We start from the raw sequence: 19,917 nt of genomic DNA on the forward strand, positions 1-19,917 counted from the left end.
CGCAACTGCGACAAGCAACTGATACCCAGCATATGGCGTTCCCAAGGCGCCAGCGCCCCGCGCACACCTTGAAAAACACCAAACAGCTACCTGCTTCCTCTTGAATCAGCCCCCACACATCCCGGACCGAAAAATTGGAGCCAGGCAATCACGCACGGCAAGCAAAACACTTAAATAATCGACATTAGAAAGGCGCCCAGCCCCGCCAAAAGCACAACCAACGCCGGTGGTACACGCCCCACCGTCAACAAGCCAAACAAGAGCAAGGCCAAGCCAAAATCCGCCTTGTCATGAATGGCACTGGTCCATACCGGGTCATACAGCGCGGCCACCAGGATACCGACCACCCCTGCATTAATCCCTGCCATCGCCGTGCGCACGCCAGCCCGATGTCGCAGCCCTTCCCAGAAAGGCAAGACGCCAATCAGAATCAAGAACGCTGGGATAAAAATAAGCGCCAGCAGAGCCAAGCCGCCCAGCCAGCCTTGCAAAGGCCATTGAGCCATCGCCCCGATATAAGCCGCGAAGGTAAACAGTGGGCCCGGCACTGCTTGCGCTGCTCCATAACCCACCATCAAGTCCGCATTGCTGACCATTCCTGTCGGTACGACAGAGGCCTGCAAGAGCGGCAACACAACATGCCCCCCTCCAAAGACCAGTGCCCCGGATCGGTACACCCCCTCCAGTAACTGAACAATCGATGAGCCTGTTGCCGCAGCCCACACGGGCAAAACAAGCAAGAGCCCGACAAAAGCCAGCAGGGCAGCCATCCCTAGCCTGCGAGACACCGGATACGAATGAGCCTGAGCCACTCCTGCTTGAGCAAAGTCCAATTTCCACCATGCGATCAAACCTGTCACCGCAATGGCCAGAACCTGCCCAAAGGCCGAGGGCAAGGCCAGACTTAACAAAGCAGCCACCATCGCCAATGCAGCACGAGATCGATCAGGGCATAAGGATCGAGCCATTCCCAACACCGCCTGGGCCACAATTGCTACCGCCACAACCTTGAGCCCATGTACCCACGCTGACTCTGCAATCCCCTGCTGTCCCGCCAATCCCAAGGCAAACAAAATCAATGCAATGGCCGATGGCAAGGTGAAACCCGTCCAGGCTGCCAGCAAACCCATCCACCCAGCACGCCCCAGCCCCAGCGCCATCCCGACCTGGCTGCTGGCCGGACCCGGCAAGAACTGACACAGGGCAAGCAGATCGGAGTAGCTGCGATCATCCAGCCAGCGACGGCGCTCTACGAACTCGGTACGGAAATAACCCAGGTGCGCGATCGGGCCGCCAAACGAAGTCAGCCCGAGTTTCAGAAAGGCCCAGAAGACCTCCAGCGGGCTGCCTGGCCTATCCGACGCCTGCCTCTGCACTTCTGCCGGTACTGATGTGGGTGTCTGTGTCTGCACAGGTTCGTTCGAATTATTCATTGCTGCCTGTTCCCCCCCTTGATCAACATCCGGCACACGTCATCTGCACCACCTGTTTTTACTGCTGATTAGTTGTCTGCTTACCGCCCGATAGACAAGCTACAGGCTCCTTAGCCTCGCAACATATGAATACTGTGATGTAGAGCGTCAGAACCGTCCTCATCACGCGCTATTTCGTTCCACCCAGCCCTGCCTCCCAGCACTCACTCAAATAGCTTACAAACGTGGAAATCCGCGCCGATAAAGCCGTATTGCGGTAGTACACCGCATTGATAGGCTGACACATCTCCAGCGTGCGTTTCGGGAACAACTGCACCAAACGTCCTGCCTCGCGATCCCGGTGCGTCATGAAGTCCGACAACGACACAATCCCCACGCCATCCAGCGCCAATTGCCGCAAGGTTTCCCCACTGGAAGCGGCAATACTTGGCTTGATATGCACCGGCATCCCGTCCTGCGCAGGCAAGGGCCATTCATTCAGGGATAGCGGCTGGGTAAAGCCCAGCAAAACATGATTATCCAGGTCGGCCACGTCACGAGGATGACCGTGCTTTTCCAGATAAGCAGGTGAAGCCATCACGCGTAGACGCGTGTTGCCAATAGGTCGCGCATGCAAGGTAGAGTCCTTGAGCCGACCAATCCGAATAGCCACATCCGTGCGATGCTCCAGCAGATCAATCCATCCTTCATTACTGGTCAGCTCCAGGCTGACCTGCGGATAACGCTCCTTATAGCCGCGCACAATCGGCACCACGCAATGCAGAATAAAAGGCGAGGCAGCATCTACCCGCAAGCGCCCTACTGGCTGCTGCCGGCGTATGGCCAAATCCTCCTCCGCCTCCTCCACATGGGCCACAATGGATCGGGCTCGCTCCAGAAAAGCCGCCCCTTCCTCCGTCAGTTCCAAGCGCCGTGTGGTACGCCGTAGCAAGGTGGTGTTGAGCTTCTCCTCCAGCCTGTTCAATGTGCGGCTGACCGCCGACACCGTCAGCCCCAGATGCTCGGCCGCCCGCGAGATGGCACCGGCATCCACCACGGCTATAAATGCCTGCATTTCATCCAGAGTTGTTTTCATTGTTGACTTTAAATCAAATGTATTTCGACCAACATGGACTTTTTAGACTAAATCATCAAGAACACAATGGCATCTTCTGCAATGCTCCACGCAAGGATGCCATCATGCCTATAGCTCTACTGGCGCTGACCATCAGTGCCTTTGCCATCGGAACGACAGAGTTCGTTATCGTTGGTCTTTTACCCACCATCGCCGCAGACTTGGCTGTGGACCTGCCCTCTGCCGGGCTGCTGGTCAGCTTGTACGCCCTGGGCGTTGCCGTAGGTGCCCCCGTCCTGACCGCCCTGACCGGCAAAGTCCCCCGCAAAGCCTTGATGCTGGGTTTGATGGCCCTGTTCACCATCGGCAATCTGGTGGCCTGGCAAGCACCGGGTTATGAATCCCTGATCGTGGCCCGTATTCTGACCGGCCTGGCTCATGGCGTGTTCTTTTCTATTGGCTCCACCATAGCGGCCAGCCTGGTCCCCAAAGAAAAAGCCGCCAGCGCCATTGCCATCATGTTCACCGGCCTGACCGTTGCCCTGGTGACGGGCGTACCGCTGGGCACCTTTATCGGCCAGCAGTTCGGCTGGCGCACCACCTTCCTGGCTGTCTCAGCCCTGGGTGTGATCGCCTTCCTGGGTAGCCTGCTCTTTGTGCCCAAGAACGTAGTACACAGCAAACCGGCCACACTGCGTCAACAAATCCGCGTCTTCGCCCAACCGCGACTGTTGCTGGTGTACGCAATGACAGCGGTGGGCTACGGCGGCTCTTTCATTGCCTTCACCTTTCTGGCGCCCATGCTGGAACAGATTACGGGCTTTTCCATTCACGCCGTGGGCGGCGTCATGCTGGCTTACGGGGTGTCAGTTGCCATCGGTAATCTCTGGGGTGGCAAGCTGGCCGATCAACGCGGCCCCATCCCCGCCCTGAAACTGATTTTCCTGCTGCTGGCCATCGTCCTGCTGGCCCTGACCTTTACCGCCGGCAACCCTTGGTTGATGCTGGCAACCGTACTGGCCTGGGGTGGTGTGGCATTTGGCAACGTACCCGGACTGCAGATCTATGTTGTTAACCAGGCCCAACGCTTTGTCCCTGAAGCAGTCGATGTGGCCTCCGGCCTGAACATCGCCGCCTTCAATATCGGAATTGCAATTGGAGCCTGGGGTGGTGGCCTGATCGTCGCCAACATCGGCCTGATTCATACCGCCTGGATCGGGGCCATCGTCGTCCTGCTGGCCCTGGGCCTGACCGTCTGGGCCGGCAAACTGGATCAGCGAGATCAAGAAGATCAACTGGACGTAAAGGCAAGGCCCCTGGCGGCTTGCTAAAAATCAAGCCCCAACAACGCATCAGCCCAGCAATACAGCTTCACCAAAGCACCGAGCACGCTCCCGAAATCAGCACTGGAAGCGTTCCCCCATACGCATCAACGGGCTGCTCTTGCTACCCGTACAAATTTACTCAAATGGAGTTACCACTATGTCTATCCCACAAATCGGCATCGGCACCTTCCGCCTGAAAGAACAAGCTGCCATTGATTCGGTACGCACGGCCCTGGACGTTGGCTACCGCGCCGTCGATACCGCCCAGATCTACGAGAACGAAGCTGAAGTTGGCCAAGCCATTGCCGAATCCGGAGTGCCTCGGGACCAACTGTTCATCACCACCAAGATCTGGATCGACGAGCTGTCTGCCGACAAACTGATCCCTAGCCTGAAAGCCAGCCTGGAGAAACTGCGCACCGACCACGTAGACCTGACCTTGATCCACTGGCCGTCGCCACAAGGCGCTGTGCCTTTAAAAGAGTCGCTCCAAGCCTTACAGCAAGCACGCGAACAAGGCCTGACCCGCCAGATTGGCGTGTCCAACTTCACCATCGCTCTGCTGGACGAAGCCATCAACGCCATTGGCGCAGAAAACATCGCCACCAACCAGGTAGAAATCAGCCCCTACCTGCAAAACGCCAAGCTGGCTGCCTTTGCACGGGAGAAAGGCGTGCACCTGACGTCCTACATGACCTTGGCTTACGGCAAGGCGGTGCAGGATACGGTGTTGCAGGAGATCGCAGCTAAACATGGAGCGACTGCGGCCCAAGTGGCACTGGCCTGGGCGATGCATCAAGGGTTTTCGGTGATTCCTTCGTCGACCAAACGGGCGAATCTGGAAAGCAACCTGAAGGCTGGCGAGCTGAAGCTGGATGCGGAGGATTTGCAGAAGATTGCAGAGCTGGATCGCGGGGAGCGTTTAGTTGATCCTGAGGGGTTGGCGCCGGTTTGGGATTGAGGCCAAGGATTCAATAAGCCCAAAAGCAGACGACACGTCTACGGGCATGTCGTCTGCTTGCCTTCTACTGCAGTGAACCGTTTAGAAGCGTGTGCGTATACCCACACCAAACGTATCGCCACGCAACAAACCAGTCAGTTTGTCGCTGTAATACGCGGCATAAACATCCGTGCGCTTGGAAAGCTCATAGTCGTAACCCAAGGCCCAACTGTTGCGCTTGACGTCACTCGCCCCGCTGCTACGAGTATGACCATACGAAGCCAGTACCTTGCCGCCGCCCATAGGGACAGACACACCAAACTGCCCGCCCTTCATCGTTATGTCGCCACTAGTAATGGTGTTCTTCACGTACTGAAACTGAGCAAAAACCTTGGCAAAATCAAAGTCATAAGCCATGCCTAACTGACTTGCTCGCTGATGACGAAAGCCCACAATGATGTTTTCCAGATCATCCGCCTGATTATCGAACTTGATCTGCTGATAGGCTAATGTCGCCGAGAAAGCACCATTGAAATACAGCGCATTGCCACCCCATTTATTGGAGCCAGACTTGTTAGGCTCGTTACTGAACCCGTAAATCAAGTTCGCCGTCAGGCCATTGAAGTCTGGCGTGGTGTACTTGACTGCATTGCTCCAGCCCGAATCGCCCAGCACACCTTGGCCCTCCATCCCCAGATACGTGTGAAACACCGACGGGGAGAAAGTGTAGGAATCGCCAAACGGGTTAAACAAAATGGTGGAGACGAAATAAGGCGTAGTCAGCCGCCCCAGCGTCAAAGCGCCAGCATCATCACTTTGCAAACCCACATAAGCACTACGCGAAAACATGGGATCGCCATTGAACCGCCCCGCCTGACCTGTCTCTGGTCGGAAAAACCCTTCCATGGCAAACACGGCGCGGACACCGTTGGACAACTCCTCCTGGCCTTTCAAGCCCCAGTAAGAGGTTGTCATCCCTCCCCCGCCTACCGTCCCTTCCCGCTTGTTGCCTCCTACAGGCTTATGTATGCCTGCCCAGGCATCAACCAGACCGTACAGCTGTACATTGGTTTGCGCGTGGGCAGTTGACCCTATTCCCAGCAAAGCGGCCAGCAGCCCGCCTGCCAATATCGGCATCTTTAGAACCATTGTGTCTCCGTTATCGTTTTCAGTATTGTGGTGATCCCCCTTCCCTTTTTCTAAGGGGGAGCCCTGACTGGGTGTCATCCACTTCGGCAGTACAAACAGGCAAAGCGAACAACCCCAGTTTTTCTAGGGGCTTTTAATTTTTACTGTCACTTACAAGTGGTTTGGAAAGATGCGGGTGATAACGGTTATTCAAGCTTGTGCGCTTAGTGTCCTTACAGACGGCTTGGATTTTTCTTCTGTGGCGTCGAGTGCTTAAGCAAGCGGCACTTCGACTCTGGAGGTTTAGTTTTTAAAAGTGGCCAAAGAAGATTCGCATAGCTTAATCGTAGATGCAACAAATGCACTCTTGCCCCTGCAGCGCAAATACTTGGAGAACGAGCTACACGCTCTGGTACATTGATGAGCTATCCGATACTCAAATTATGTTTTAAAGCTGATAGACGCCCGTGTGTTGAAACTCCTCATCGTCACGCCGTCTGGAACTGAAAATATGGCGAAAATGAGCCTTGATTGATCTACTTTCTGAATCCATCCCCATAAAGAAAGGGACTAATAAAATGAACTTCTAGAAGATGCTAACCCGGGCTTTGCATTAGCTTGACATCACCAATCCATCGATTAGTTTAATAATTTGTCTGCACTGTACAGGGCCTAGGAAAGTTCAGGTAGGATTCTTCCCTCGAAGAGAGCGCTAGCGGCATGCTTGTAACGGTGATATAAAGTCCGTACTGTTTTGTAATTTTTATTGAAGCACTCTATGGCGCAACCGCTCTTTGAAGTCTTTGGGTTCCCGTACTATTCTCAGTCAGCCGAAGCGATTCATCACCGAGCACGAAAGCTCTGCCCATTCCAGCCCGAAATGGTGCCTTGTACTAAAGTTTCTGTGTCGAACCCTCTTGGCGTCTGTTCCGTGGCAGACGGCTCAAGCGAGGCAATAACTTGCCCCACCCGCTTCAAGGAAGACTGGCTAATTGCACGTAACGCTGCTGCGTTCTTCTTTCCCCCTGGAGCCAAATACCACATTCTACCTGAGGTGCGCATTAAAAGTGGAACAGGAGAGTCTGCTGGGAATATTGATGTTGTGCTAGCTCAAGTTGACTCAGCTGGTGAAGTGGTCGATTTCGGCTCAATTGAAATACAAGCCGTTTATATCTCCGGCAATGTTCGCGAACCTTTCGAATTTTATATGCGCGACCCAGCCGCGAATGGGGCAATTGGCTGGACAGGAACAAATAGCCCTCGAGCCGATTATTTATCCTCATCTCGAAAGAGACTAGCACCTCAAATGCTAATGAAGGGAGGAATACTCAAGTCGTGGGGGAAAAAGCAAGCTATTGTGCTACACAAAGGCTTCTTCCAAACACTTCCCATATTGGAAGAGATCCCCGAAACCAAGAAGGAGTCGGCGGATATAGTATGGCTTATCTATGACTTAGTTCAGCATCCAACGGAAGAACGGTTTGTACTTACATTGGTAAAATCCATTTACACTGAGTTCGGAAGCGCGTTGGCTACTATCACGACCCGCCAAGCCGGAGAAATAGCGAGCTTTGAAGCAGTGTTGCGTAGTAAGTTAGCAAAAATTTGACGCTGGAGGGGTTATCACCAACTCCAACGTCTCTCGATGATGCGTTCCGCGCATGGGAATTCGACATACTTTTAAGCCTCGCTCGTTTGCCATCTCTATTACCTCCGGGTCGTCATCGTACGTCATTAAGAAATCACCTTTCGCAATCGCAGCTAAATTAAAAAGACGATGATGGTCCAATTCGAAGTGAGCATATAGTCGACTGCCAGCCCGCTTCCCTTTTGTTCCTGCTGTATACGGCGGGTCGATAAAGTAAGCAACGTCCGGGTCTGAAAGATGCTCTTCCATAATGGCCATGCCGTCTCCTTCAATGAAGGTAAGCTTGTGGCGTATAGCATCTATCGCTCTTATCCGCTTAGCTAAAGTTGCAGGATACCACCTGGACGCAATGCCTTTCCCAGCTTCTCCTCGCTTCAACATCCCAGAACCAGCAGCCAAGATACCACCGTGGTTAATTCGGTTCTTTAAAACTGTACGAAACGCTTCCTCTTTAAGCTCGACTTCTTGCCTGGCCAAGACGGTACTGCAATTTTCAACCGTTAATTCAAAGCCAAGTATGCGCTGAGCAAGCCACTCAGCATCGCCACTTAAAATGGTTTGCCATACTGCCGCAACCATGGGGTCTTTTTCTACAAGAATGACGTGATCAGCCAACCCTTCAAAGGCGGCTGTAAGCCCTACAATAGCCCCCCCAGCAAAAGGTTCGACTAGCAACCGAGGACTTTTTGCTGGGGCTAACCACCGTCGGAGCTCTGGTACGAACCAAGTTTTCCCCCCTGGATATCTAAACGGACTGCGCTGCGGTACAGACGCAACATTCGTAGGCTTACGCTGAGTACTCGCTGTCAGAGCAACAGGGAAAAAATCTGCTTGGTTCACGTACCGAGGCCTTTACAGAGGAGCTAGTTAACGAAGCTGGCTGTGAAAACCGCCGAGATTCATGACATGCATCTATAATAAGACATAGATTTATCAATGTCAATAATTTGAATAATCAAAACTATGAATTTGATGGTCAGTACACCAATTTTAAAGGAACTCGCTTTAGCTGGAGCAGTAGAAGCTGCAACCGCAACGCGGAAGGGAGACGGATTTTTGCTGACTATTCAAATAAACGGTGCGTGGAGAACGTTAGAAGCTCAGCGAGGAGGGCCACGGCTTTTCAAAACTCTCGACTCGCTGTCCCGCTACATTGAGGCGCTTGAAATAAAATGCTTTACGGTCTGTATGCGTTAATAACTACGTTTTGCTCCTGAAACGTAGCCAATTTCTTGTGCCTACCACCAGTAGTTGTTAGTAATACACCACTGTAGACTATTGAAAAAACGCAAAACCCGCATAGCTAAGGCTAGTGCGGGTTCTGTGTACTACAAGAGACTGCTGTAGATTGTAATTTGGTGCCCGGGGCCGGAATCGAACCGGCACGCCTTGCGGCGGGGGATTTTGAGTCCCCTGCGTCTACCAATTTCACCACCCGGGCTAGGTATGGCAACCTGGGAATCCAGGCTTGGAAGGAAAGATTGTTATTATACGCAGATTCCTCGGGGTTTTGGCAAGTGCTACAGCAATTTTTTTAAATTTAGCCTGGCACTGAAAACATTTCCACCTAAAGTCCGTCTGAAGCTCCGTTTTCCGCCTACTTTGTCACAACTGCTTAAGCATTAACGGACGGTTCTCGGCGGGCAGACACCTGCACCACTTTTGGCCATACTCAAACCTGGATTCCAAATAAAAAACAGGCCAGGTACACCGTCCTGGCCTGCTCAATCTTTTTGTTCTAAGTACGGGGTCCTTAGTCCCCTGCCACAGCCTGCCCGTTACGAATCCACTCTCTCCAGATCGCGACCAACAAAGCCATCAGGACCGGGCCGATGAACAAGCCCACGATGCCCATTGTTTGCACACCGCCAACCAAACCAAAGAAAGTCGGCAAGAACGGCAATTTTACCGGGCCACCCACCAGGCGTGGTCGCAGTGTTTTGTCGACAATGAACAGCTCGATAGCGCCCCACAGGAACAAGCTCACGCCAGCCACCAGGTGACCAGAGCCTATTAAATACAAGGACACCATTGTGAATGACAGGGGAGCACCGCCGGGGATCAACGCCATAAAGCCGGTGATCACACCCAAGAGTACGGGCGATGGAACACCTGCAATCCAATAGGCAATACCCAAAACCACACCCTCACCCAAGGCGATCAAGCCCATCCCGGTGACAGTGGAGTTAACGGTAGCAGGCACGACACGGGAAAAACGCTGCCAGCGGCCTGGCAGGATGCGCTCACCAACAATATCCAATTGCACCAACAGCCTGTCGCCATCTTTAAAGATGAAGAACAGCGTGATCAGCATAAACAGCACGGTCAGCAGCAGGTGAAAAACGTTGCCGGTAGCGGACAGTACCATGCGGTAGATATTGCCCAGATGCTGGCCGCTGACCATCTCGACCAGCTCGCCCAACGCGTGGGGTTCGCCTAAATAGACTTGCCAGTATTCGGTCAAGCGCTCGCCCATCAGGGGCATGGCTTTGATCCATTCTGGAGTGGGTGTGCCGTAGCGGTTGGCGGCCAGCGCCCAGGTAATGAAGCTGCTGGCTTCCTGGATCGCAAAGGACAAGGCCAGGGACAAGGGTACGACCAGGACCACGATGACGACCAGCAAGGCCAGTGTGGCCGCCAGTGCGGTGCGGCCATTGCAGCGTACAACCAGCCGTTTATATAAGGGCCAACCGGCCAGGCCTATGATCAACGCGGCGAGGACAGGGACCAGAAATCCCTTTAAAAAGTAGACGCCTGCGGCCAGCAAGAGCAGCAATAGCCAGCGAGCGATAAGGAATGCGGGTAAGACGGGTTGCATAAACGGTGGAGACCCTCTTGTCTATTGGTCTGGGCATGGGTCGGTGCCCGAAAGTTTTTTGACGATAGCATGATCACAGCCCGAGGAATACCCGTTTCTTACAACAAGCTGATAACACTTTTTAAGGTGGAAGCAGGCTCTAAGCGGCACCCGCGATCTGCATAGGGTCAAGACTCATCATTGCGGGCTGGTTAGCAGCATCAGGACTCGGTCGGTTCGATTGGACTGACTCGAATCTGACTCTTAATGAACTGCACCTCACACCGCGTCTTGCCAAGTCTACTCCTGCTGCTGTGAAGCAGCTTAAATGCTGCACACGAAAGCTTGAAATCTACAACAGAGGTTCAAGTCTTGTGATCCTCAGTCGCCTGAGAGCTGCAACAGGCATCACGTGCGAGTGCTGGTGCTGGTGCTGGTGCTGGTGCTGGTGCTGGTGCTGGTGCTGGTGCTGGTGCTGGTGCTGGTGCTGGTGCCTTCAGTCTGCTCTTGCAGAGCTCCCGACTTCTTTTTTTGTGGGCAATAAAAAACGCCCTTAGGCTGGATGCCTCAGGGCGTTTCTCTATATTCGGGGGCTTCTTTAGACAAAGCCCTGCCGGCTGTGGCTGTTTTTATCCCCTCAAGTCATGCTCAGGGCGCCACCGGCAATGCACGTTTATGCGCCGAAGCACGGAAGGTTTTGATGATGATCTGCGTGGCTTCATCATCAATCACCTTGCCTTCCAGAAAATCATCAATCTGGTCATAGCTGACACCAAAGGCGTCTTCATCCGGTTTCAAGGGGCTAAGGCTTTCCAGATCAGCAGTGGGGACTTTGAACACCAAGGCGTCAGCGGCGCCCATCGCACTAGCCAAAGCACGCACACGGCGTTTGTTCAAGCCAGCTAAAGGCGTAATGTCAGCAGCGCCGTCACCAAATTTGGTGAAAAAGCCCATCAAGGCTTCAGCGGCGTGGTCTGTACCGACTACCAGGCCACCGTTCGCACCAGCAATCGCATACTGCGCCACCATACGTTGACGGGCTTTAATGTTGCCCATCAGAAAATCCTGCTGTGCCGCGTCGCGGAACTTCAGGCCGGAGGCCAGCAATTGCTCCAGCATGGCGTCCGATGCGGGCTTCACATTCACGACCAAGGTCTGATCGGGATTGATAACCTTCAGACCGCCTTGGGCGTCTTTCTCGTCAGCCTGCTCACCGTAAGGCAAACGCACGGCGATGAATTGCGCTTGATGGCCTTGCTGACGTGCCTGCTCTACGGCTCGCTGAGACAGACACCCTGCTGCCAGGGAGTCCACGCCCCCGCTGATCCCCAGGACCAGGCTGCGGCAGCCGGTACGCAGCAGATAGTCACTTAGAAAGCGGACGCGACGTTCGATTTCTTCCTGAGCATCGAAATGATCCGTGATCCCCAATTCCGCACGGATACTGGCTTGCAAAGCGCGTTGATCATCAGTCATGGCGCAGGCTCTCTACACAAAGTGAACAATAGTTCGATTGTAAAGGACTGGGAGAGCTGTGCCATACCGCCTTATCAGGGGCTTTTAAAAAATTGGGATCCTTATTCATTAAAAATGGATTCTGTATATAATCTTCAGTCAAGAAAAACAAATCGCCCTTACTGAGACAAGCCCCTTAGCTACTGCTCGGGCACCATAAAACCAGCCCATGCCATCCGGTGCCTTGCGCGACATTGAGCGTGCCTACGCGCCCGGCTGGCAGCAAGCTCACCAGACGTATCCCATGAGATCCTCAACTGAAATCGCAGACGAAATCCTGAGACGTATTCAGTCCGGCCACTACCGGCCCGGCGACTCGCTAAGTCAATACGAGCTTGCGGAGGAGTTTCAGACCAGCCGCACCCCTGTTCGGGAAGCCCTGCGTTTTCTGGAGGCACGCCGCGTGACCTCGTTGACCAAGACCGGGCGCACGATTGTGGCTATTCCTTCTGCCAAATCAATCCGCGAGGCATTTCAGATTCGGGCCGAACTGGAAGGCTTGGCAGCGCAACTGGCGGTGGACTGGATCAAGGACTCGGATCTGGAGATCTTGATGCAGCATCAGTCCGACTATGCCCGCACCTTGCGAACGCGTGTGCGCAGCGAGGAGGGGTCAGAATGGTTGCAACACAACCGCGCTTTCCACGACTTGATCACGATCACCAGTCACAACGAGCGCCTACACGAGCTGATTCAGCAGTTGCAGAACGACAGTGTCTCCAGCGCCTTGAGCTTTGCCTCCAAAATGCCGCCGCGTTTGATGGAAGAAAATATTCTGGAGCACGAAGCAATCATCTCTGCACTGGCCGAACGCAATGGGACAGCAGCACGCGAAGCCATGACCGAGCATGTTGCCAAGACCATGAATCTGGTCCTGGACTGGTTGCCAGAGCGCTAAGCAAAAAAACAGTGCCACCCGCAAGGAGAGGTGGCACCGCACAATCAAGGTGGTTTGCGATCCCCCGGACAAACCACCCGACTGTTAAAACCGCGGCCTGCGCACCTGCAGGCAATCCTCTACCAGTTGGGCAACATCCACCAGCCATTCATCCTGATATAAACCCGCCACCAGTTGCAGCCCCACGGGCAAACCGGAGGCGCTGATACCGGCTGGCAAGGAAATGGCGGGCTGCCGCGTCAAATTGAAGGGATAGGTATAGGGATTCCAATCCAGCCAATTCTGCGAAGCGGTGTCAGACGGCGCTTCCCGGCCCGCCTCAAACGGCAATATCGGAACGGTAGGCGTCAGGACCAGATCAAACTGCGCAAAGTGTCTAAGCATGGCTTCACCCAGCTTTTGTCGGCCAATCAGGGCTTGGTAATAGTCCGGCAAGCTGTTCTTCTCGCCCTTACTGGCAACCTGGCGCAGACCTTCGTCCACTAAAGGACGCTGTGCCGCAGAGACTTGATTCACCAACCAGGCCGTACCAGCCTCCCAATGCGCTGTAATCAGCTCTTTTGCACCGGCCAGGGGTAGCTCGGTAGGCACAATATGCGCCCCCTGCTCTTGCAGCTTGTCAGCCGCCGCCTGGATGATGCCCCTGACCTCGGGGCTGCACTGCTCATCCAGATGCAAACCGATACGCAGGCCCTGCAAGGTACGAACGGGAGCTCGCACATGACGCGGCAAAGGTACCGAGTTCCAGTCGCGTGGGTCGGCTTGCATCATGACGCTCAGCAAGCCTTTCAGGTCCGCCACGGATCGGGCCATGGGGCCTACATTGGATAAAGTCAGCATCGGGCCAGCAGGCCAGGCCGGTACGCCCCCAAAGCTAGCTTTCATGCCGGTGACACCGCAAAAGCTGGCGGGAATCCGGGTGGATCCGCCGCCATCTGTACCGATTTGCAGCGTCCCCATCCCCGCTGCCAGCGCCGTGGCCGCACCGCCGCTGCTGCCTCCGCTGGTCAGACTGAAGTCCCAGATATTACGGGTGACTCCCGTTAAGGGACTGTCCGCCGTTCCCTTCCAGCCAAACTCCGAGGTCGTCGTTTTGCCGATCAGTACCGCCCCGGCCTCACGCATCCGCGCCACCGAAGGCGCGTCATCCTGGGCAGCGTCCGCCATCTTTGCTGCACTTGAACCATAGCCAGTCGGCAAGCCACGCACCAGAAGCAAGTCTTTAACTCCGTACGGAATACCATCCAAAGGACCACGTGCCGCACCTGCCATCCAGCGAGCCTCTGATTCGGCAGCCTCTTGCAAGGTCAAGGCACGGTCCAGATAACAGTAGGCATTCACAATGGGGTTCCAGCGATCCACTGCATCCAGCGTAGCCCGTGCCACATCTACAGGAGACACCACTTTGCTTTGATACAAGCGCTGCAGTTCATCCGCACTGGCATAAATCAGATCCATAGAAGTGGGAGACTTCATGTCCACGGCGCTCTCAGATTTGGCGATTGGCTCATCCTTATGGGAACTGCACATCATGCTGACGCCTCCATCAAACGAACCAGCACCAAGGAGATCTCAGGCACATAAGCCAGGATGAACAGAACGATGATGGCTGCAATGACAAAGGGCATGACCCCTCTCACTACCACCTCGTAAGGCTGGCCTGATACGGAGACCGTCGTAAACAGATTCAAGCCAAAGGGAGGGGTAAAGAAACCCACCACCAGATTGACGCAGAACACCACACCCAAATGGATAGGATCCACACCCAAGGCAATGCCGATAGGAACCAGAAGCGGTGCCAGGATCACAATGCTGGCTGCAGCATCCATCACGCAACCAACCAGCAGCAAAAACACCACCAGCAAGGCCAGGTACAGGAACTGTGTATCAAGCAAAGGCGTCAGTTCCGTCACCATCAGCATGGGGATACGCGCCGAGGCCAGAATCCAGCCAAAAATACCGGCTGCACCCAGAATAATGCCCACCATGGAAGAGGTTTCTACCGAGCTTTTCATGACTTGCCACAGAGTGCCTACAGTGAACTGGCGGTAGCACACGCCCAACACCAGGCTGAATACCACACCTACGGCGGCGGCTTCGGTAGGCGTGAACACACCACCATAGATACCGCCCAGAATCACAACAGGCATCAGCAAGGACGGAATCGCCTTCAAAGCCACCATGACCATCTCTTGCGAGGTATAGGAACGCGTTGCGCTTTTAGGCACTTTCAGCTTTCTGGTCAGCAGCATGTGGGTCAGCATGAAAGCCAGAGCCATCAACAAGCCGGGCAGGATATTGGCTACAAACAGCTTGGGGATAGAAACGTTGACGGTTGCGCCATACAGAATCAAGGCAATGCTGGGCGGAATGATATTGCCCAAGGCACCGGACGAAGCCGTAATTCCTGTCGCCAAAGAAGCCGGGTATTTCTGTGCGATCATCGCGGGCATCATGATGGCACCAATAGCCGCCACCGTTGCCGGAGCCGAGCCAGTCAAGGCACCAAACATGGCACAAGCAATCACCGTCACATAGCCCAGTGCGCCATGGACGCGCCCGACCAGCATGTCGATCAGATCAATCAGGCGCCTGGACAGGCCCGCCTTTTCCATCAGGTTTCCCATCAGGATAAACAGCGGCACCGCCAGCAAGGGGAAGGAGTCCAGCCCCGCCATCACACGCTGCGGCACAACAATCAGTGGCCGCATGCCGGTAAACAGCAAAAACAGCGCACTGCACAGCAATAAGGAAAAAGCGATAGGAATGCCCGCGATGAACAGCGTGAACATCAAGCTAAAAAGTAAGAGAGCTTCTTGCATTTACACCCCCTGCGCCGCTGGGCTGGGCTGATCCCGATACCCGTCCAGCAAGGCATTCACACACTGCACGGCAATGATGGCGCCGCCTACCGGCAAGGCCGCGTACACATAGGCCATGGAGATGCGCATGGCAGGACTAAGCTGTTGGTAAACGATGGCAATCAGTTGCAAACCCTGCACCAGCAGGACCAGTGCGCAGGTCAAAATCGCAATCTGAACCAAGCCGCTATGCACTTGGCGGGCTTTGCCTTTCAGTCGCATCACCAGCAGGTCAATCACGGCATGACCATTGCTTTTAACCAGCACAGCCGTTCCCAGCATGATCATCCAGATAAAGCTGTAGCGTGTGATTTCCTCAATCCACGGTGGGGAGTAACCCATAAAATAGCGCCCGGCCACCTGTATTGATGCGGCCAGCACAATCAGCCCCAGAAATGCCGCCCCCAAGGTTCTGCATAAGCTATCCAGGCGGGTACTGACTCTATCGGCCCAATCGAGCAAAGAGTGTTTCATGATGGTTATCCGCCAGGATTATTGAGCAAGCGCCGCAGCACGGGTGACCAGATCAGGATCAATCACCGTCTTGTATTTTTCGTAAATCGGCATGACGGCTTTGCGGAACTGCGCTTTATCCACATCGGCATTAATGGACACGCCTGCCTCCCTCAGTTTCTTCTCGATCTGCGCTTCGCTCTGGATCAGGAACTGACGTTGCTCCTGCACCGACTCGCTGGCCGCTTTCTGGAAGATGGCTTTTTCATCAGCCGATAAGGTGTCCCAGACCCGCCCGGAAATCACCAAAGGAATCGCCACATACACGTGCTCGGTTCGGGACAGATAAGGGGCCGCTTCGTAAAAGCGACTGGTATAGAACAAGGCCGTGGGGTTCTCTGCACCATCAATGGTTTTTTGCTGCAGGCCGGTAAACAGCTCCGGATACGCCATGGAGGTGACATTCACGCCCAGCGCCTGCCAGGTATCCACATAAATAGGACTTTCCGGCGTACGCACTTTCATGCCGCTCAGATCCGACAAACTGCGGATGGCGTGCTTGGAGTTATACAGATTCCGGAAACCGCCATGCCCCCAACCCAAAATTTTCAGGCCGGACTTTTCCAGATCTGCTTCAATCGGATCCGTGAAACTGGAGTCCAGGGTTTTGAAGGCGGTCTGGTAGTCCTTGAACAGGTAAGGCAGGTCAAACACCATCGCTTTTTTCTCAAAGGTGCCCAAGGTGAAGCTGGCCAGCAGGCTCATGTCCACCGTGCCCAACTGCATGCCTTCAGCCACATCGCGCTCGCCACCCAGTTGCGCACCACCCAGCACCTGGACCTTGATGGCCCCCTTGGTTTGATCTTCCACTCGCTTGGCAAAATTCGTTGCCAGGTGGTGGTACATATCTTCGTTCTGCTCTACCGAAACGTGGGCAAGCTGTAATGTTCGCGGGCCTTTGCTTTCATGCTTTGCCGTATCGCCCGAACCGCCCTTGCCACATGCGCTCAGTGCGCCCAGCATCGCCAGAACCGCGATTCCCACTCGTGTCATTCGTTTCATGATCGTCCCCCTGCATCCTGTGGTATTGAATTTCTGTTCAGTTTTATTTGTGTTTCAAGCCAGCCCTGATCGGGCTTTTTTTGCTTGTTGATGCTGCCCATACGCAAAGGCATGGGCAGCTTTCCTGTAGCTCGCTGTTAAAGCGGGACTGCTTACACCGCTCTGGACTCTTCCTCTAGGGAACGGCGGGTTTTCATATTGAAGCGGCCTTCATAAATCGCAGGCTGGCGGGTGGTCGGACCCATGTACTGCACGTACAGAATCTCGCCATCTTCCAGGGTCGTCAGTGCGTGCTCGTAATGCGGGTCCGGGTGAAACACCATGGTGCCCTCGCCGTAGATCACGCCATTGATCTCGAACTTGCCCGCCAGGATGTACCAGATCTGGGCAAAGTAATGGCTGTGCAAAGGGTGCCCGGAGCCCTTCAGATACTTCACGACCCCGGCGTTGGGAATGGTGGGGTCGTCTTGCGTGGGGTGGAACATCATCTTGGTGAACTGCCCTTCGTAGCGCAGGTTGTCCCACTCCAGATCATCCCGATGCTTGACCGCCATTTCCCGGTGAGCTGCCGTCAGCGGGCCACCAATGCCACCCGGATTCAGAATCGGAGCCAAGGTAATTGGATCTATTTCACTCATCACTTCCTCCTTAAAAACCAAATTAACAAAATGGGATCCCGTTTTGCATGAAATGGATTCTATCAGGACGATGGCACCGGAATATTCGTATTTACCCGGTACGTTTCTACCAGGCATAAAAAAACCCCACCTGCTTCAAGGCAGGTGGGGTTTTCACAAGCAGAACTAGTGCTTAGCGGTCCAGTTGCGACACATCACGCACGGCACCACGGTCAGCCGATGTTGCCAGCGCGGCATAGGCTTTCAGTGCTTGCGACACAACGCGCTCGCGGTTCACTGGCTTCCAGGCCTTGGAGCCACGCGATTCCATTTCGGCACGGCGTGCGGCCATTTCTTCATCGCTGATAGCCAGGTGAATACGACGGTTGGGGATGTCGATCTCGATGGTGTCGCCATCTTGCACCAGGGCGATATTGCCACCCTCGGCAGCTTCAGGCGACGCATGACCAATCACCAGACCGGACGAGCCACCGGAGAAGCGACCATCGGTGAACAAGGCCGAGCTTTTGCCCAGGCCCATGGATTTCAGATAGGAGGTGGGGTACAGCATTTCCTGCATACCTGGGCCGCCTTTGGGGCCTTCGTAGCGAATGATGACCACATCGCCTGCCTTGACCACGCCGTCCAGAATGGCGGCAACGGAATCATCCTGGCTTTCATAAACACGCGCCGTGCCGGTGAAGGTCAGAATGCTTTCATCCACGCCAGCGGTTTTCACGATACAACCGTTGATGGCCAGGTTGCCGTACAACACGGCCAAGCCACCGTCTTGCGAATAAGCATTAGCCTTGTCGCGGATACAGCCCTTGGCGCGGTCTGTGTCCAATTCCTGGTAGTAACGGTCCTGGCTGAAGGCCACTTGCGTTGGGATACCACCGGGGGAGGCACGGAAAAAGTCACTAATGGCTTTGACGTTGTCGCCCTTGACGTCCCAACGCTTGATGGCTTCACGCAAGGTGCCACTGTGTACGTTGCCCACATCCAGGTTCAGCAAGTCGGCCCGGGCCAGTTCGGCCAGAATAGCCATGATGCCGCCCGCGCGGTGCACGTCTTCCATGTGGAATTCGGGGGTGGCGGGAGCCACTTTACACAGGCAAGGGACGCGACGCGAGATCTTGTCGATATCGGCCATCGTAAATTCCACACCGGCTTCCTGGGCTGCGGCCAGCAAGTGCAGCACGGTGTTGGTGGAGCCGCCCATGGCCACGTCCAGGGTCATGGCGTTTTCAAAAGCCTGATAGGTGGCGATGTTGCGTGGCAGAACGGATTCGTCGTCTTGCTCGTAGTAGCGCTTGGCCAGATCCACGATCAGGCTGCCAGCGCGCTCGAACAAACCTTGGCGACGAGCGTGGGTGGCAACAATGGTGCCGTTACCGGGCAAGGACAGGCCCAGCGCCTCGGTCAGACAGTTCATGGAGTTGGCGGTAAACATGCCCGAACAGGAACCACAGGTCGGGCAAGCGCTGCGTTCAACAGCTTCAGCCTGTTCATCAGTGACGTTAGGGTCAGCGGCTTGAATCATGGCGTCCACCAGATCCAGCTTTTGCACTACGGTCTTGCCGTCTGGCGAGTAGACCTTGCCCGCTTCCATCGGTCCGCCCGACACAAACACCACAGGGATGTTCAGGCGCATGGCGGCCATCAACATGCCGGGGGTGATCTTGTCGCAGTTGGAGATACACACCATGGCGTCAGCACAGTGGGCGTTGACCATGTATTCCACCGAGTCGGCGATCAGTTCGCGCGAAGGCAGGGAATACAGCATGCCGCCGTGGCCCATCGCAATACCGTCGTCCACCGCAATGGTGTTGAACTCTTTTGCCACACCGCCGACCGCTTCAATTTGACGGGCAACCAGCTGGCCCATGTCTTTCAGGTGTACGTGACCCGGTACGAATTGCGTAAAGGAGTTCACCACCGCAATGATCGGTTTGGAGAAATCCTCGTCTTTCATACCGGTGGCGCGCCACAGGGCACGCGCGCCGGCCATATTCCGACCGTGGGTCGAGGTACGGGAGCGATATTGGGGCATGACTACTCTCTGAACAGGAAAATTATGTAAAGATACCTATCATAAACGTCCCAAGGCGCTTTGTGCGCGTCAAGGTCGGGAAGGCGTCTTACCGTAGGGCGGCTACCGATCTGGCACCCAGAATCCTTTGCAG

Annotated in this window: 17 protein-coding genes and 1 tRNA gene; 5 read left to right on the forward strand and 13 right to left on the reverse strand. The window is 54.8% G+C overall.

The annotated features are described in order from the left end of the window. Positions 1-170: 170 nt before the first annotated feature. Both chrA and ACFPDR_RS13020 read right to left on the reverse strand, forming a co-directional pair. Complete coding sequence (chrA, locus tag ACFPDR_RS13015; protein ID WP_376911216.1) at positions 171-1,433, reverse strand: chromate efflux transporter; 1,263 nt, start codon at positions 1,431-1,433, stop codon at positions 171-173. Between the two features lie 169 nt (positions 1,434-1,602). Next, positions 1,603-2,508, reverse strand: coding sequence for a LysR substrate-binding domain-containing protein (locus ACFPDR_RS13020; protein ID WP_376911217.1), 906 nt, complete (start codon positions 2,506-2,508; stop codon positions 1,603-1,605). Positions 2,509-2,612: 104 nt separating this feature from the next. On the opposite strand from ACFPDR_RS13020, the gene ACFPDR_RS13025 reads away from it, so the two are divergent. Together ACFPDR_RS13025 and dkgB are read left to right on the forward strand one after the other, a co-directional pair. Beyond that, positions 2,613-3,818, forward strand: a complete 1,206-nt coding sequence (locus ACFPDR_RS13025; protein ID WP_376911218.1) for an MFS transporter — start codon at positions 2,613-2,615, stop codon at positions 3,816-3,818. 151 nt (positions 3,819-3,969) lie between these two features. Then, the gene (dkgB, locus tag ACFPDR_RS13030) at positions 3,970-4,773 is read left to right on the forward strand and encodes a 2,5-didehydrogluconate reductase DkgB (protein ID WP_376911219.1); all 804 of its coding nucleotides are present in this window, start codon (positions 3,970-3,972) and stop codon (positions 4,771-4,773) included. A gap of 81 nt (positions 4,774-4,854) precedes the next feature. Here dkgB and ACFPDR_RS13035 read toward each other — a convergent pair whose 3' ends face one another. Then, on the reverse strand, positions 4,855-5,901 hold the full coding sequence (locus ACFPDR_RS13035; protein ID WP_376911220.1) for a porin: 1,047 nt from the start codon (positions 5,899-5,901) through the stop codon (positions 4,855-4,857). Between the two features lie 757 nt (positions 5,902-6,658). Between ACFPDR_RS13035 and ACFPDR_RS13040 the strand changes: the two genes are divergently transcribed. Then, positions 6,659-7,489, forward strand: coding sequence for a NotI family restriction endonuclease (locus ACFPDR_RS13040; protein WP_376911221.1), 831 nt, complete (start codon positions 6,659-6,661; stop codon positions 7,487-7,489). Here ACFPDR_RS13040 and ACFPDR_RS13045 read toward each other — a convergent pair. The 3 genes from ACFPDR_RS13045 to ACFPDR_RS13055 form a co-directional block, all read right to left on the reverse strand. Further along, complete coding sequence (locus tag ACFPDR_RS13045) at positions 7,475-8,368, reverse strand: DNA adenine methylase (RefSeq protein WP_376911222.1); 894 nt, start codon at positions 8,366-8,368, stop codon at positions 7,475-7,477. The two genes, ACFPDR_RS13040 and ACFPDR_RS13045, sit on opposite strands and share 15 nt — an antisense overlap. 516 nt (positions 8,369-8,884) lie before the next feature. Then, positions 8,885-8,969: transfer RNA gene (locus ACFPDR_RS13050), tRNA-Leu, on the reverse strand. A gap of 312 nt (positions 8,970-9,281) precedes the next feature. Beyond that, positions 9,282-10,346, reverse strand: coding sequence for an AI-2E family transporter (locus tag ACFPDR_RS13055; protein ID WP_021447032.1), 1,065 nt, complete (start codon positions 10,344-10,346; stop codon positions 9,282-9,284). 391 nt (positions 10,347-10,737) lie between these two features. Between ACFPDR_RS13055 and ACFPDR_RS13060 the strand changes: the two genes are divergently transcribed. Continuing rightward, positions 10,738-10,869 (forward strand): hypothetical protein, encoded by a 132-nt coding sequence (locus ACFPDR_RS13060; RefSeq protein WP_376911223.1) that lies wholly within the window; start codon positions 10,738-10,740, stop codon positions 10,867-10,869. A gap of 104 nt (positions 10,870-10,973) precedes the next feature. Here ACFPDR_RS13060 and nadE read toward each other — a convergent pair whose 3' ends face one another. Then, positions 10,974-11,801 carry an ammonia-dependent NAD(+) synthetase gene (gene nadE, locus ACFPDR_RS13065; RefSeq protein WP_021447033.1) on the reverse strand — a complete coding sequence of 276 codons (828 nt, stop codon included), beginning with the start codon at positions 11,799-11,801 and terminating at the stop codon, positions 10,974-10,976. A gap of 283 nt (positions 11,802-12,084) precedes the next feature. Here nadE and ACFPDR_RS13070 point away from each other — a divergent pair, with 283 nt between their 5' ends. Continuing rightward, the gene (locus ACFPDR_RS13070; protein ID WP_026484136.1) at positions 12,085-12,738 is read left to right on the forward strand and encodes a GntR family transcriptional regulator; all 654 of its coding nucleotides are present in this window, start codon (positions 12,085-12,087) and stop codon (positions 12,736-12,738) included. An 84-nt stretch (positions 12,739-12,822) separates the two neighbouring features. Here ACFPDR_RS13070 and ACFPDR_RS13075 read toward each other — a convergent pair whose 3' ends face one another. The 6 genes from ACFPDR_RS13075 to ilvD form a co-directional block, all read right to left on the reverse strand. Continuing rightward, the gene (locus ACFPDR_RS13075; RefSeq protein ID WP_376911224.1) at positions 12,823-14,271 is read right to left on the reverse strand and encodes an amidase; all 1,449 of its coding nucleotides are present in this window, start codon (positions 14,269-14,271) and stop codon (positions 12,823-12,825) included. Beyond that, positions 14,268-15,560 (reverse strand): TRAP transporter large permease, encoded by a 1,293-nt coding sequence (locus tag ACFPDR_RS13080; protein WP_376911225.1) that lies wholly within the window; start codon positions 15,558-15,560, stop codon positions 14,268-14,270. Before ACFPDR_RS13080 ends, ACFPDR_RS13075 begins: the two co-directional genes overlap by 4 nt. Then, on the reverse strand, positions 15,561-16,073 hold the full coding sequence (locus ACFPDR_RS13085; RefSeq protein ID WP_021447035.1) for a TRAP transporter small permease: 513 nt from the start codon (positions 16,071-16,073) through the stop codon (positions 15,561-15,563). An 18-nt stretch (positions 16,074-16,091) separates the two neighbouring features. Next, complete coding sequence (locus ACFPDR_RS13090; protein ID WP_035273590.1) at positions 16,092-17,114, reverse strand: TRAP transporter substrate-binding protein; 1,023 nt, start codon at positions 17,112-17,114, stop codon at positions 16,092-16,094. 152 nt (positions 17,115-17,266) lie between these two features. Next, a complete protein-coding gene (locus ACFPDR_RS13095; RefSeq protein ID WP_009462584.1) occupies positions 17,267-17,752 on the reverse strand; it encodes a cupin domain-containing protein in 486 nt (161 codons plus the stop codon). Between the two features lie 172 nt (positions 17,753-17,924). Next, a complete protein-coding gene (gene ilvD, locus ACFPDR_RS13100; protein ID WP_026484131.1) occupies positions 17,925-19,784 on the reverse strand; it encodes a dihydroxy-acid dehydratase in 1,860 nt (619 codons plus the stop codon). Between the last annotated feature and the right edge of the window lie 133 nt (positions 19,785-19,917).

This window comes from Alcaligenes sp. GCM10023179 (genome assembly GCF_042653705.1).
Lineage (GTDB): Bacteria > Pseudomonadota > Gammaproteobacteria > Burkholderiales > Burkholderiaceae_B > Alcaligenes > Alcaligenes phenolicus.

What these genes read in the sequence shown, in the direction of transcription:
- chrA (WP_376911216.1), bottom strand. Translation starts at nt 1,433, where the DNA reads ATGAATAATTCGAACGAACCTGTGCAGACACAGACACCCACATCAGTA.
- ACFPDR_RS13020 (WP_376911217.1), bottom strand. Translation starts at nt 2,508, where the DNA reads ATGAAAACAACTCTGGATGAAATGCAGGCATTTATAGCCGTGGTGGAT.
- ACFPDR_RS13025 (WP_376911218.1), top strand. Translation starts at nt 2,613, where the DNA reads ATGCCTATAGCTCTACTGGCGCTGACCATCAGTGCCTTTGCCATCGGA.
- dkgB (WP_376911219.1), top strand. Translation starts at nt 3,970, where the DNA reads ATGTCTATCCCACAAATCGGCATCGGCACCTTCCGCCTGAAAGAACAA.
- ACFPDR_RS13035 (WP_376911220.1), bottom strand. Translation starts at nt 5,901, where the DNA reads ATGGTTCTAAAGATGCCGATATTGGCAGGCGGGCTGCTGGCCGCTTTG.
- ACFPDR_RS13040 (WP_376911221.1), top strand. Translation starts at nt 6,659, where the DNA reads ATGGCGCAACCGCTCTTTGAAGTCTTTGGGTTCCCGTACTATTCTCAG.
- ACFPDR_RS13055 (WP_021447032.1), bottom strand. Translation starts at nt 10,346, where the DNA reads ATGCAACCCGTCTTACCCGCATTCCTTATCGCTCGCTGGCTATTGCTG.
- nadE (WP_021447033.1), bottom strand. Translation starts at nt 11,801, where the DNA reads ATGACTGATGATCAACGCGCTTTGCAAGCCAGTATCCGTGCGGAATTG.
- ACFPDR_RS13070 (WP_026484136.1), top strand. Translation starts at nt 12,085, where the DNA reads ATGAGATCCTCAACTGAAATCGCAGACGAAATCCTGAGACGTATTCAG.
- ACFPDR_RS13075 (WP_376911224.1), bottom strand. Translation starts at nt 14,271, where the DNA reads ATGATGTGCAGTTCCCATAAGGATGAGCCAATCGCCAAATCTGAGAGC.
- ACFPDR_RS13080 (WP_376911225.1), bottom strand. Translation starts at nt 15,560, where the DNA reads ATGCAAGAAGCTCTCTTACTTTTTAGCTTGATGTTCACGCTGTTCATC.
- ACFPDR_RS13085 (WP_021447035.1), bottom strand. Translation starts at nt 16,073, where the DNA reads ATGAAACACTCTTTGCTCGATTGGGCCGATAGAGTCAGTACCCGCCTG.
- ACFPDR_RS13090 (WP_035273590.1), bottom strand. Translation starts at nt 17,114, where the DNA reads ATGAAACGAATGACACGAGTGGGAATCGCGGTTCTGGCGATGCTGGGC.
- ACFPDR_RS13095 (WP_009462584.1), bottom strand. Translation starts at nt 17,752, where the DNA reads ATGAGTGAAATAGATCCAATTACCTTGGCTCCGATTCTGAATCCGGGT.
- ilvD (WP_026484131.1), bottom strand. Translation starts at nt 19,784, where the DNA reads ATGCCCCAATATCGCTCCCGTACCTCGACCCACGGTCGGAATATGGCC.